The 13,298-nt window shown below is 34.1% G+C and carries 16 protein-coding genes, 1 pseudogene and 1 riboswitch; of the genes and pseudogenes, 12 read left to right on the top strand and 5 right to left on the bottom strand.

Translation table 11 applies throughout. The annotated features are described in order from the left end of the window. Positions 1–22: 22 nt before the first annotated feature. Positions 23–481 carry a helix-turn-helix transcriptional regulator gene (locus FS802_RS24150; protein WP_048541088.1) on the bottom strand — a complete coding sequence of 153 codons (459 nt, stop codon included), beginning with the start codon at positions 479–481 and terminating at the stop codon, positions 23–25. A 216-nt stretch (positions 482–697) separates the two neighbouring features. Between FS802_RS24150 and FS802_RS24145 the strand changes: the two are divergent. The 3 genes and pseudogenes from FS802_RS24145 to FS802_RS31900 all read left to right on the top strand — a co-directional run bounded on the left by FS802_RS24145 (position 698) and on the right by FS802_RS31900 (position 1,569). Beyond that, positions 698–1,053 (top strand): annotated as a pseudogene (locus FS802_RS24145) (YxeA family protein). A 74-nt stretch (positions 1,054–1,127) separates the two neighbouring features. Then, complete coding sequence (locus tag FS802_RS24140; RefSeq protein WP_002096244.1) at positions 1,128–1,307, top strand: hypothetical protein; 180 nt, start codon at positions 1,128–1,130, stop codon at positions 1,305–1,307. A 43-nt stretch (positions 1,308–1,350) separates the two neighbouring features. Beyond that, on the top strand, positions 1,351–1,569 hold the full coding sequence (locus tag FS802_RS31900) for a hypothetical protein (protein WP_098654874.1): 219 nt from the start codon (positions 1,351–1,353) through the stop codon (positions 1,567–1,569). Positions 1,570–1,608: 39 nt separating this feature from the next. Here FS802_RS31900 and FS802_RS24130 read toward each other — a convergent pair whose 3' ends face one another. After that, on the bottom strand, positions 1,609–2,568 hold the full coding sequence (locus FS802_RS24130; RefSeq protein WP_098654843.1) for an Rpn family recombination-promoting nuclease/putative transposase: 960 nt from the start codon (positions 2,566–2,568) through the stop codon (positions 1,609–1,611). Between the two features lie 182 nt (positions 2,569–2,750). Here FS802_RS24130 and FS802_RS24125 point away from each other — a divergent pair, with 182 nt between their 5' ends. Continuing rightward, entirely contained in the window at positions 2,751–3,431 is a 681-nt protein-coding gene (locus FS802_RS24125; RefSeq protein WP_098654844.1) for a DUF7003 family protein, read from the top strand. A 78-nt stretch (positions 3,432–3,509) separates the two neighbouring features. Here the strand turns inward: FS802_RS24125 and FS802_RS24120 are convergent, their stop codons facing one another. Together FS802_RS24120 and hpt are read right to left on the bottom strand one after the other, a co-directional pair. Continuing rightward, positions 3,510–4,412: a diacylglycerol/lipid kinase family protein gene (locus tag FS802_RS24120; protein ID WP_098654845.1), complete on the bottom strand. Its 903-nt coding sequence runs from the start codon at positions 4,410–4,412 to the stop codon at positions 3,510–3,512. Positions 4,413–4,494: 82 nt separating this feature from the next. Further along, a complete protein-coding gene (hpt, locus tag FS802_RS24115; RefSeq protein WP_001019292.1) occupies positions 4,495–5,022 on the bottom strand; it encodes a hypoxanthine phosphoribosyltransferase in 528 nt (175 codons plus the stop codon). A gap of 160 nt (positions 5,023–5,182) precedes the next feature. Here hpt and FS802_RS24110 point away from each other — a divergent pair, with 160 nt between their 5' ends. From FS802_RS24110 to FS802_RS24085, 6 genes are all read left to right on the top strand, one after another. Beyond that, entirely contained in the window at positions 5,183–5,398 is a 216-nt protein-coding gene (locus FS802_RS24110; protein ID WP_002096247.1) for a hypothetical protein, read from the top strand. Between the two features lie 183 nt (positions 5,399–5,581). Further along, positions 5,582–5,914, top strand: a complete 333-nt coding sequence (locus FS802_RS24105; RefSeq protein WP_098654846.1) for a hypothetical protein — start codon at positions 5,582–5,584, stop codon at positions 5,912–5,914. Positions 5,915–6,091: 177 nt separating this feature from the next. Next, positions 6,092–6,580 (top strand): LPXTG cell wall anchor domain-containing protein, encoded by a 489-nt coding sequence (locus FS802_RS24100; RefSeq protein ID WP_098654847.1) that lies wholly within the window; start codon positions 6,092–6,094, stop codon positions 6,578–6,580. 88 nt (positions 6,581–6,668) lie between these two features. Then, on the top strand, positions 6,669–7,289 hold the full coding sequence (locus FS802_RS24095; protein WP_000771570.1) for a class D sortase: 621 nt from the start codon (positions 6,669–6,671) through the stop codon (positions 7,287–7,289). A gap of 39 nt (positions 7,290–7,328) precedes the next feature. After that, positions 7,329–8,018, top strand: a complete 690-nt coding sequence (locus tag FS802_RS24090) for a response regulator transcription factor (protein WP_000041861.1) — start codon at positions 7,329–7,331, stop codon at positions 8,016–8,018. Continuing rightward, positions 8,015–9,868 carry a sensor histidine kinase gene (locus tag FS802_RS24085; protein ID WP_098654848.1) on the top strand — a complete coding sequence of 618 codons (1,854 nt, stop codon included), beginning with the start codon at positions 8,015–8,017 and terminating at the stop codon, positions 9,866–9,868. The genes FS802_RS24090 and FS802_RS24085 overlap by 4 nt, the downstream gene beginning before the upstream one ends. A 208-nt stretch (positions 9,869–10,076) precedes the next feature. Here FS802_RS24085 and thiT read toward each other — a convergent pair whose 3' ends face one another. Next, positions 10,077–10,691 (bottom strand): energy-coupled thiamine transporter ThiT, encoded by a 615-nt coding sequence (thiT, locus tag FS802_RS24080; RefSeq protein ID WP_098654849.1) that lies wholly within the window; start codon positions 10,689–10,691, stop codon positions 10,077–10,079. 86 nt (positions 10,692–10,777) lie between these two features. Further along, positions 10,778–10,879, bottom strand: a riboswitch (TPP riboswitch). A gap of 194 nt (positions 10,880–11,073) precedes the next feature. Here thiT and FS802_RS24075 point away from each other — a divergent pair. After that, complete coding sequence (locus FS802_RS24075; protein WP_000060521.1) at positions 11,074–11,301, top strand: FeoA family protein; 228 nt, start codon at positions 11,074–11,076, stop codon at positions 11,299–11,301. Next, entirely contained in the window at positions 11,298–13,286 is a 1,989-nt protein-coding gene (gene feoB / locus FS802_RS24070) for a ferrous iron transport protein B (RefSeq protein WP_098654850.1), read from the top strand. Before FS802_RS24075 ends, feoB begins: the two co-directional genes overlap by 4 nt. Positions 13,287–13,298 lie beyond the last annotated feature (12 nt).

Raw genomic sequence — 13,298 nt, 5'->3', positions numbered from 1 at the left:
TAAAAGCCCGATTAGTTGAACTTTATTGAGATGTTTTTGCCATTTCCATAAATCGCTTTTCAATTTCATCCAATTCGAATGAATGGCATATTCTGCGGTCTTCTTTATCTAAAATTCTATAATGTTGAGATAAAATATTTTGTTGTATTTGGTAACCATTTAATTCTTTTATTTGTCGCCACCACATTTTTCCTCCTAACGTCTTCGGGAAGGTCGTATTGTAATGTGTAAAAGCGATTGTTTTTATAATTTCATTCACATCATCCCCGAATGTCATCTGGACTGTATCGCTCTGTTCGAAGAGTGTTACGACGCAAACTGCACCTGACCATGTTAGCGTGCGTCTTCCTTTTTCAATTTCTACTAATGTTTTCTTCGATAAACCAATAACTTCTGACATTTTTTCTTGTGACAAATCGTTCTCAACACGAATGAGTTTTAATTTTGAATTAACGAGTTCAATAAATTCTTGTTTATCCATAATGCAGCTCCTTTTTTCTTGTGGTGTAAAATTACACTATGGGTGTGATTTTGTCAATGGTAGTGTGAAAAGTTACTTTTTGCTGTTTGGATCTTTCTAATTAATATTTCACTTTTAGTTTAAGGAGATGTTAAGAAACCGTATGAGTTTTTATTAAGAAATACGCTCTATACTTAGAAACATCTTAAAGAAAACATAATGAAAGGCGGAATATAGATGAAAAGGTTTATTTTTGGAGCATTACTTGTTATCGTCGCAGGAGCGGCATATTTATTAAACGGGAGTGCTGCGATTGATAGAATGAATCCATCCATCCATTCCTTGATTTAGAATATCGTTACGCAATTATTGATACAGATGAAAAAGAGTTAGGTGGAAATAAAGGGTTTGAATATACAGTTACAGCTTATGATGAGAATGGAGATAAGAAAGAAGTAACAATTGATGGAGTAGATAAATTACAAAAAGGCTCATACTGGCATGTCATTACGAGAGGTAAGTTTTTACATGATAAAGTAGAAATAGAGGTAGATAAAATTGCTGATGGCGCGAAGGCGAAGTTAGGATTATAAAGATAAAACCGATTCTCAATAAGGAAATCGGTTTTGTTATTTTATGGTAAAATATAAAGAGGGGAGTGAGGGTTATGCTACTCATCGTTAGCCTTATATTAATTGGGATTATGTGTAGTATGAGAGTCGTATCTTTACAGATGATAGAACGACAAAGGATAGAAGAGCGATATGTATATTGTCCAAAATGTGATGCGAAAATTCGGAGAGGAAATTCTGCTCCTTTTTGTTCGAAATGTAATTTAATATTTTAACTATAGGAAATCCGAAGTCATTTTGTATGGTTTCGGATTTTTTATGTTGAAAATAGAAGAAATAAAGAGCGGAAAAAAATTTGAAAAAGGAATTGAGTATACGAATATTATTGAAGGATATCCCATTATTATGAAGTATTTCGTAGAGATAGATCGAGAAGTTTTGAGGATGTTATTACCTGACGAAAGAGGGATTCTTTCTACTATGCTAGAGTGTAATGAATGTTATAAGACTAAATTGGATAATATTGAGGAAAGTTGATAAAAAAGAGCTTGAAACAACTCAAGCCCTTTTTTATTACTATTTATGTTTTAAAATATGCTCAACCTCATGCACACTTAATTTACTTGCCTTAGCAATTGTTTCAAGTGGTATACCAAGATCATGCATACCTTTAATCATTTGAATTTTTCCTTGTTGAACCCCTTCTTTTCGCCCTTTTTCAATACCTTTTTCAAGCCCTCGTTTCATTCCTTGTTCTATTCCTTGTTCCATTCCTCTTTTTATTCCTTCTGTCTCTGCGTGGGCGAATTTTGCTGCTTCATCCATTAAAACTTTCTCCCTTGCGTCATAGGCTTGTCGGAAAGAAGAATCTTGACTCATACGTTCCCATTTATTTATCGCTTTTTGTAAAATAGGATCTTGGTTCATAGTAATATCCTCCAATGTTTTAGTTAAGTGCTCATCCTCATTTGCTGAAAGCAATAAAAGCCAACGAACAAATGGATTTTTCCACGGATTTACTTTTTCTTCATGCCATTGTTTTGTTAACTTTGGAATTTCTACAATGTGAATTTCTATGTCATCACTCAAGAATTTTTGTTGTTGTGTATTCCATAATGTGCCTGTTGTATGAAATTCTTTGTGATCTAAAAACATTATGAAGTTCAATAAATTAATGGTGATGGTTTTACGAAGAGCGCTGTATGGCATTCCTTTTTGTAATTGAGATGTGTATAATTTTCCCCAATAATATAAACTACGTTTCATCATATCGTGATTATTATTGAGCTGTATTTCTACATTTACTTTTGTACCTGTGTTTAATGTTGCTGAAATGTCTAAAATAGATAACTTATCCTCTTCATATTCCCGATGTAAATGCGGATCTTCTAGTTGAAGAGAAGTAATGGGTGAATCTAAAGACTCTTGTAACATAGCGTTTAAAAATGCAATTAGAATATCTTCACTACCATTCGTACCAAACAATTGTTTAAATGCAAAATCAATGCGTAAATTAACTAACTGTTGGCTGAACACAGCTTTTCCTCTCCCTTGTGTCAGGTTGCTTCTTTCCTTCATTGTATCTAAAAAGAACTAGGGTATGCAAACAGGCCATTTTGCTATTTTATTAGAAGTATTATTAGAAAATGAAAGGCAGTTATGTCTATGCTATACTCTGGTGAAATTGAAAGTTTTATATAGAGGTGAAGATGATACAGATGCAAAAAGATATTTTGAAACTATTAGATAAAAAGCAAAATAACTATGAATTTCCTACCTTTGATAATGAATATATGGATATTTCACAAGTGAAATTCTCTCTTTTCTTTAAAGACAATAAGGATTGGTTAATGGTATTTCAAGTTGTCGGTGTAGGTTCATTAGGTGTATGCAATGATATCCACGTATACGGTGATAGAATAAATCATACAATTGGTGATGATGGTATTTTGCAATTAAATGATGGAGATTATGAATTATTTGATGATGAAGGTGAATTTATACCTAATATACATAGCGGTAGTGTAAAAATTCGCGAACATCATTTTGAATATCAATTTACAGAAGAAGATTATATGAATAATGAAATAGAGGTACAAACGATAGAGTCTTATCCAAGAGATTTCATGCGTATGCTTGCGACTAATGATGAAGCTAGAAATTTATTATGGTGGGAAAAAGAAGAAATTTTAGAAGAGTTCGGCTTAGAAGGTGATTGGGAAGTAGCATATGAAACGGAAAAATGGCAACATGTTGAAGACGAGAAAGTAAGTGAAAATGAATTTTTCCAATCAGTAGCCGCTGCAATAGAGCAGAAAGATCTAACCATTATTGTGAATAAGGATTCTAATACGCACTGGAAAGATTGGGCGGAGTTTGATTACGAAAATTTATATTAAAAATTAAAGAGTAAATCAAAATGAATTGCTAATAAAAAGACGAGCCGAAGTGTTGGAACTTTAGCTCGTCTTTTTATATTATACAATCGCAGGATTATAAATCATCGTAAAGTGTCCTTGTAATAGTTCAATATGACAAGGTGTATGAAGCGAGCTTTCTCCATCTGTATCTACTTCTTTTTCTTCTTCTGTTTCAATATGAATGGATTTCGCCTTTACGTGGAAGATGTCATTTTCATTTGAGTCTTCAAATAGTTTCTTTCCGATATAATCTTTAAACGCTTGAATACCAGTTGATTTAACTACGAAAATATCAAGTGTTCCGTCGTCGCACTTTACGTTCGGAATAAAGGACGGGATACCGCCAAGATATTCACCGTTTCCAACCATAACAAGGACAGCTTCGTCTTCATATACTTGTCCATCGTACGTAATTTTTACTGGAAATGTTTCAGCGTTTTTGACAGTTCGAATGGTACTTAAGTAGTAACCAATTTTCCCAAGCTTTGCTTTTTCTTCTGCATCAATATTGTTTGATACTTCAGAGACAAGTCCAATGCCCCAAAAGTTTAAGAAGTGTTGTCCGTTTGCTTTTGCAACGTCAACTGGTTTTACATGTTCCTTTGTGATAAGTTTTGCTGCTTCTGCAATATTTTGCGGAACACCGAGTGTGCGAGAGAAGTCGTTGCAAGTTCCGCCTGGAATGATTGCAAGTGTAGGTCTAGTTTCAAGAGGTGCTAAGCCGTTTGTGCATTCAAATACAGTGCCGTCACCACCAAAGACGATAATTAAATCTACTTTACTAGCAAACTCCTGACAATATTTTGTTGCATCACCTTGCTTTTTCGTATGAAGGATATGTAAGTCAGGAAAAGCTGCGGCAAGAGGTGGTACGATTTTCGTTAAGTTCGTATGTAAATCGCCTTGCCCTGCTTTTGGATTTACGATGAGGAGTACTTTTTCAAATTTTGTCTTTGTCATTTTTTTCTCTCCCTTTGTCTTTTACGAATCGTGATAGAAAATAAACTTCCACCAATAATTGATGAAAGTTTATTCTATTATATTATTCCGTTACAACTGAAGCGATAAATGGTAAGTTACGATATTTTTCTGCACAGTCGATACCGTAGCCAACGATAAATTCGTCTGGAATTTGGAAGCCAACATATTCAGCTTTTAAGTCTACTTTACGACGCTCAGGTTTATCAAGTAATGTACAGAATTTCAATGCTTTCGGTTTATGCATAAAGAAGTGATCTTTTAAGAAGTGAAGTGTTAAACCAGAATCGATAATGTCTTCTACGACAATTACGTTTTTTCCAGTAATGTTTACATCAATATCTTTTAATAGTTTTACTTTTCCAGTTGTTTCTGTTTGATTTCCGTAGCTAGATGCAGAAATAAAGTCGATTGTTACATCGTTTTTAATGTGACGAATTAAATCGGCAGCGAATACGAAAGATCCTTTTAATACAGCGATTACTACGATTTCTTCTCCTTCAAAGTCACGTTCGATTTGAAGTGCTAGTTCTTTTACTTTTTCTTGTAATTTTTCTTCAGAAATTAAAGTATCTTTTATTTCAATATTCATTGGAGTCCTCCTACAGTGTAAAACTTGTGAACATTTCGACTGTAAAGGAAAGAAAGGGAAAAGTCAAAGAAGATATAAGTTTTTTACAGAAATCCCCACAATATAGTCAGATGATATGATATACTGATTATATAAAGAAAACGCTTCCAAAAGGGTGATTATGATGAGAAAGAAAGAGTATACAAGTGCAACATTTATAAAAGCATTGTTTTTAACAATTGTTCTTGGCAGTTTGGCTTACATAATTGATGTACCAGCGATTCGGATTTCACTAATTGGAATGACTTTAGTATTAGGCGCAATTTCCCACGGTATGATGTCGCAGCTGCAAGAAGCTGGAGTCGATCATATGAAAGATCATATAGATGAGAACTGAGAAACCTTCACGTATAGAGAGTGAAGGTTTTTTGTTTCTTACAAAAATGTAAGGTAGTTGTAAGGCAAATCGATAGTTGCATAGTAGTGTTTTGGATAAACTATAGGTGTAAGGTAAAAGGCAAGCATATTTTAGGTAAATTAAGTTTTAGGCACTCTATATGTGAAAAAGGAGTAGGAGGGCATGGAGAAACGTTGGACGACCTTTTCTTTTTTAGCAACTAGCAACACCGTAATGCTAGCTGGCGAAATGGACTTTTTGCACTTGTTTGATCGAGAAGACGATCATTCTTCTTCTAAATTTACAATGAAATGGAATAAATGGAGCGAAAGTTGTAGGTTTGAAGAAGAGGCCCCTAATGAAGAGCAAAAGATTATTTTGACAAACCCTATTAAAGTGTGGGTTGTTCAACGTCGTAAGTGTAACGTCAAAAATCACTTAAAGAAAACTGAGCCGAGACAATTAGTTATCGCTCCGGCCCGTTCTACTTCTAAATCATGCGAAAGTAACATGTAAATATTGAGACACACACCCGAAAAAACATCGTATATATTGCGATGTTTTTTTATTTTTCTACAATGAAATCTTTAAATGAAATATATTTCATCTGCATTTTATATTTATATCTCTTGTTTATTCTAGTGATACATCCGATGCGAAGTGATGTAAAAAGTATAAAAAGGGAGAAATAAAATGAAAAAGAAACTATTACCAATTTGTGCAATGGCACTTTTAACAGTAGGATATTCTTCAGTAGCAAGCGCGGATACTGGAACAGTAACGAAGGAAGAACAGGCGCAACTGCAGCAAGATAAAGTGAAAAAAGAAGCAGTGATTAAAGAACAGCAAAAAAGTGAAGAAGAGAAAAAGAGAATAGCGCAAGAGCAGTTGAAAAACGATAAAGCGAAAAAAGAAGCAGCGATTAAGGAACAGCAAAAAAGTGAAGAAGAGAAAAAGAGAATAGCACAAGAACAGTTGAAAAATGATATGGCAAAAAAAGAAGCAGCACAAGTACAACAAAAAAATGGTGCAGTAAAAAAAGAAGTAGCAAAGCCAGTTGTACAAGGTGAAAAATTACCAAACACAGCATCCAATAATGTAGCAATGATGGCACTAAGCGCATGTCTTGTAGGGATAGGGACATTATTTGGTTTGAATCGTCGCAATAAAGTTAAGGCGTAAGTAAAATATTGTCCTATAAAGAATGGAATAATTTCATATATTAAAAATGGTAGGTTATTCCTACCATTTTTGGCATGGAGGGATGAACATGAAGTTACTCAATTATATCGGTATCATATTGATGGCCATAGGACTATTTATGGGATCATATTACGCTATGGAATGGTATAAAGGAAAAAGCTCTGCTCAACAATTAACAAAAGAAGAATTAAAGAGCCTTGAAAATATACAAGATAATCAACTTTCTTATGAAACGCCTGTAACTTCCCAAGTACCTTCTTCTCAAACAGAACATAAAGAAGGAGAAAAGGTTGCACTGTTACATATACCGAAAATAAAGAAGAAGTTTTCTATATATTGGGGAGCAGATGAGACAACGTTGAAGAAAGGAGTTGGAATGTTCGTTAGTGATTTAACGACAACGCCATCTGGAGGTGGACATACTGTTTTGAGTGGGCACCGGGATACTGTATTTACCGATTTAGGGGAGTTAAAAGAAAAAGATACTCTTGTTTTAGAGTATGATAATAAAATTTACACATATGAAATTCAAAAGACATGGATTACCCATGCAGATGATCGTACTGTTATTATAAAAAAAGAAGAACCGATATTAACACTGACGACTTGCTATCCATTTGATTATATAGGGGATGCACCAGATAGATATATTATCGAGGCGAAGTTAACGGCTAGTTATTCAAAATGAAGTGATAGTTTCTGAAAACGGAAGGGGGATACACAAGTTATGTCAAAAAACATTTTAATTGTGGAAGATGAAGATATTTTGCGTGAAATTTTAAAAGATTATTTTTTGAGCGAGCAATATGTAGTGTTTGAAGCAAGAGATGGGAAAGAAGCTTTAGTTGTATTTGAGGAAGAAGAGGTTGATTTAGTTATTTTAGATATTATGTTGCCAGAACTTGATGGATGGTCTGTTTGCCGAAGAATTCGTAAAACATCTGAGGTTCCTATTATTATGCTGACGGCACGTGTAGATGAAGATGATACGTTACTTGGATTTGAACTTGGGGCGGATGACTATGTGACGAAGCCGTATAGCCCACCAATTTTATTAGCAAGAGCGAACCGATTATTAGAAAGTAGAAAAGCATCGAAGAAACCTTTAGAGAACGAAGATGATACTTTATCGATTCATGGCATCCACGTCCATTTTCCGTCACGTACTGTTACTGTTGATGAGGCAGATGTTAGTTTAACGCATACGGAGTTTGAAATATTAGTGTATTTCATGAAAAACCAAGGAATTGTACTAACAAGGGAACAATTAATTTCAAGAATTTGGGGATATGAATTTGCTGGTGATGATCGAACGGTTAATAGTCATATTCGTAATTTAAGAAATAAATTAGGAGAGAAAGCAAAGTGTATTACAACTGTAGTACGAACAGGTTATAAATTTGAGGGAAATGTATGAGAAAAGGGATTGTACTAAAATTATTTACCCTCACAACAGCATTATGCATGTTAATTTTAGCGACGATATTTATTGGACAAACGATATTTTTCAAACAATATTATGCGAATCGAAAAGTAGAAGATATTAAAGTGAATTTAAATTCTTTTGAGAAGAATTATTTGAATTATGCAGGAAGTGCAGAAGGAATTCAGAAGCTGGAGCAAGATTTTTTAAGAGAAAATAATACGTGGATTACAACGTTAGATCAGAATGGGAATTTAAAACATGCGGATGATTTTTATTTTGAAGTAACAATAAATCGTATGCAACAAAAGAGCTTTGGACAACAAATATTCAAGATTCCCTTAGGTAATCTCGTCAATATAGAGGAGATTGATAATAAATCATCAGAGCAGTTTTTAGGACAAGAAATTTATTTTTCTGGAGTGAGAAAAGAAGATAGTTTTATTCCATTCTCTTTTTCTTTATCTAAGCAGAATTTAAGCGGATCTAATAAACCGTTAGAAAAAGCATTTAATGAGAAAATGAGTAAATTATATGAGGAGAAAAAGAAAGCAGTCGGGGAACAAGTTGTTAAGGAGAAGAGGCCGGCCGTTCAGGAGCAAGCTGCCCAAGAACCAGATTTTTACATAGGAGGACGTGTTACAAAAGTACAGTTACCAGATGTAAACGGTCCTGTGAATCCAATTTATAAAAATAGCATATTTTTAGATAATATTAAGGTTTTTCAAACTGATTTATTATTAAAAGAAAGCAATAAAATACGATATACAACACAAACAATGGATTATGAAAAGAATGATATAAAATATAAATTATTAATTAAGCCAATAAAAGAAAAAGACGGATCAGTAGCATATATATATGCAATGGCTTCTTTACAGCCTGTAGATGAAGCAGTACAAATGGTGCAAGATTACTACATTTACATCATTGCATTTGTAGTCGTTCTCATTTTTCTAGCTTCGTTTTATTATTCAAAACAAATTGCAAAGCCGTTATTAAAAATAAATGATACCACGAAGAAAATAGCGCATTTAGATTTCACCGAAAAAATTCCGATTACTTCAAAAGATGAAATTGGTGATTTATCGAATAATATTAATGTACTATCTAATAAACTTCATTCGCATATTGGACAGCTAGAACAAGATATTGAAAAGGAAAGAAAGTTAGAAAATACGCGGAAAGAATTTATTTCTGGTGTGTCGCATGAATTGAAAACACCGCTGAGTATTATGAAAAGTTGTATTTCTATTTTAAAAGATGGAGTAGCTGAACATAAAAAAGAGTACTATTTTCAGGCGATGGAACGAGAAGTAGATAAAATGGATACTTTAATTTTGGATATGCTTGAGTTAGCTAAATTTGAGTCAGGTACATATAAAATGAAAAAGGATTTATTTTATATTGATTCAGTAATTGAAGATATATGTGAATACCTTTCTGTGGAGATAGAGAAAAAAGAACTTCGTGTGCATAAAAATATATGTTCAGTTGAAGTGATGGCAAATCAAAGTCGGATTGAACAAGTCATCGTAAACTTCATTACGAATGCCATACGTTATACACCAAATAAAGAGGATATTATGATTTCCACAATAGATGAGCAGGATCGTATAAAAGTGTGTATTGAAAATAAAGGTACTCACATTGAAGAAGAACAATTAGATAAAATTTGGGATCGTTTTTATCGTGTGGATGCAGCTCGTCAGCGTTCACAAGGTGGAACGGGTCTTGGGCTAGCTATTTCTAAAAATATTTTAGAACTACACGATGCTGAATATGGGGTGAAGAATACAGAAGACGGTGTATTATTTTACTTCTACTTACCAAAAAAAGCGTAGATGGTACATGCTACGCTTTTTTAATTTATTTTCATATTATCTTTACCTAATCTTTATTTTTAAGCGATATAATCTGGTTAGAAAATGAGGTTATGTAAGGAGTCGATGAACCGTGCATAGCAAGTGGCTAAGTATAATGGTATTTATTTTCTTTTGTGCATTTATTGTATTTTTAATTGATATTACGATATGAAAAAAAGAGCGCTCATTAAGCGCCCTTTTTTTGTGTATTCATTTGATAAGCACTGATGCTTTTGAATAAGCGTGGTGAAGTAAGGAATAAAAATATAAGTAAAACTGTACATAAAATAAAAGAACCAAGCATTGTGGTACCATTTACGATTAATGAATATAGCACAGCTGATTGACCTTTCGGTGCATATTGCCCAAAGAAAATAATACCGGCAATAAAATGACAGAAATAGCGTGCAAAGCTACCAACAAATGTAGCAAGAATAATGTAACCAATAACTTTCTTTCTTTCGTTATTTTCATTGGAAGTTAAAAGTGCTTTTTGAATTGGTCGATAGAATAAACCAGCAAATCCAATAAAAGCAAAGGCAATGAAGTACTCAATAAATGCTTGAACAGGTGTTAAAATGTAAGCATCACCTACAACAATTTGTAATAATCCCCAAATTAAGCCACCTAAGAAAGCAGATTTAAAGCCCCAGCGATATGCAATAATAAAAATAGGAATCATAGCAAATGAAATGGAACCGCCTGTTGGAAGTTTAAGTGATAGTGGTAAAATGTCGATAGTCATGGCGAAGGCTGCAAGAATAGCAGATTCGATCATCGCTTGTAAATTGGTGTTACGCATGTTGTCTCCCCCTAAATCCAAGTTGTACAAAAAAGAATAGATATCATAGGAGGATACGAAATACGTAAATAAAAAGGAGGTATGTATTTCGGACGTTTGCACAATCCCTGCGTTAGCATTAACTAACAGGTTCGAAGGGTCGGAACGAAGTGTTCCCTCTCAGCGGCATGGCTCCCCCTGTGATAACGAGATTCTTTATTTGCTATTGTTTATTGTAAGCGAAATGGATGAGAATGGCAAATAAATACGGTATGACAATTATTGAAATAGAATTGTAGTGAAATGTTAATAAATATGAAGCAAAAGGGTATAGTACAAGAGAAATAGATTGTGCTATAATTTTTCTGAAAATAATTATCATTCTCTTCTGAGGGGGAAGGTTATGAGCTTAGTAGATATTAAAATCGGTGAGAAAGTGCTAGTAAAAAGTGTTCAGTCTTTAGATTATTTACTAAAGAGAAGATTGGCTGCTTTCGGTCTTTCTGAAGGAAGCGAACTTCGCATGAAGCAAAAAGCGATGTTCAAAGGTCCTTGTACATTGGAGTGTCGTGGACAGTTAATTAGTATTCGTCATTGTGACGCGAAAATGATAAAGGTGGAATTAGCGTGAATAAGGTAGCTTTGCTAGGGAATCCGAATACAGGAAAGACATCATTATTTAATGCACTTACTGGTTCTTATGAGTATGTAGGGAACTGGAGCGGTGTAACAGTAGAAAAGAAGGTTGGTAAATTAAAAGATAAGCAAGGGACATTAATTGATTTACCAGGTGTTTATGATTTGAATCCAGTTTCGCGTGATGAAGGTGTCGTTACAAATTTTCTACTAACAGACGAATTTCATCATATGTTAAATATAGTGGATTCTTCGCAATTCGAGAGAAATATGCATTTAACGTTGCAATTACTTGAATTTGGAAAGCCGGTTTCAATTGGATTAAATATGGTCGATGTGGCAAAGCAACGAGGTATTGTAATTGATGTAAAACGATTATCAGAACTATTAGGTGTAACAGTCGTTCCTGTCGTTGCAAGAAGTGGAAAAGGCTGTGAAGAACTACTTGCTACTCTTAAAGAAAATGACAAAAACGAGAAAAAGCCATTCATTATTTCATATGGTGTACAAATGGATGAAGGAATTGGAGAGGTAATAGCTCTTTTAGAGACAGCGAATTATAAGCATCCAAGATGGTTAGCCCTGCAATTTTTAAGCAATAACGAAGTAGTAGAAAAAGAAATGAAAGCATTACCAATTTATAAGGAACTTGTAGCCATTCGATCTCGCTTAGAAGGAAAACTTGATTGTACGTTGGAAGAGCACATTTACAAAACTCGTGAAGCGTATATTGAAAAGTTAAAAACAAATGTTATGAAGCATGAGAAAGAAGGAAAAATTCCTTTTTCGGAAAAAATTGATAGATTAATTACACATAAAATTTTAGGACTTCCAATCTTTTTAGCAGTTATGTTTTTTATTTTTCAAGTTACGTTTACGTGGATTGGTACACCTTTATCGGATATGTTAGATGGCTTTTTTGGTGGACAGCTTACAGATTGGGTGACGGCTGGTCTCACAAGTGTTGGAGCTTCTGATTTTATTCAAGCACTCGTTACAGAAGGTATTATTGCCGGTGTTGGTGCAGTATTAGTATTCGTTCCACAAATCTTTGCACTATTCTTTTTCATTTCATTATTAGAAGACTCAGGATATATGGCGCGAATTGCAGTTGTTATGGATCGAATTATGGAGTTCTTCGGTTTAAACGGAAAAGCGTTCATTCCGATGATTATCGGTTTTGGATGTAATGTTCCAGGTATTATGGCAGCGAGAACGATTGAACAAGAAAAAGAACGTTTACTTACAGTTCTTGTAACACCATTTATGTCTTGTTCAGCGCGTTTACCTGTATATGCATTATTTGCGGGAGTGTTCTTCCCTAATAGTCAGGCAACTGTTGTATTTTCTTTATATGTTGCAGGTATTGTTCTTGCGTTATTAGTTACAAAAATTATGTCTCTTACTATTTTAAAAGCGGAAAAGTCTATTTTCGTCATTGAACTACCTCCTTACCGCGTGCCACAAGCGAAAACGTTATGGCTAAGCACGTGGGAGAAAGGGAAAGGATTTGTTCGTAAAGCAGGTACATTCATCTTCGGTGGTTCTGTTGTCATTTGGTTATTAAACTATGCAGGTCCATCAGGATTTGGTGTTGATATGGGAGACAGTTACTTAGCGATGATTGGTGGGTTTATCGCACCACTATTTGCACCGCTCGGCTTTGGAACATGGCAAGCTGCAGCATCTCTTTTAACAGGATTTTTAGCGAAAGAAGTTGTCGTTTCTACAATGGCAATTATTTATGCGGTGAAAGAAGATGTGCTAGGAAATGTTATGGGAGCACATTATACTGCGTTATCAGCATATGCATTTATGTTCTTTATTTTATTATATGTTCCGTGTTTAGCGACAGTAGCTGTTATTAAACGTGAAACAGGATCAGCGAAGTGGACGATTTTCTCTGTCGTTTATCCACTCGTTGTTGCTTATGTATTAACGTTCATTATATACCAAGTTGGATCCTTACTCGGATTCTAGAAGGAGATGTAT

The sequence above is a fragment of the Bacillus sp. DE0042 genome, from assembly GCF_007680225.1.
Lineage (GTDB): Bacteria > Bacillota > Bacilli > Bacillales > Bacillaceae_G > Bacillus_A > Bacillus_A wiedmannii.
The sequence above is the reverse complement of the archived record's forward strand: the minus strand, read 5'-3'. Positions and strand labels throughout refer to the sequence as shown.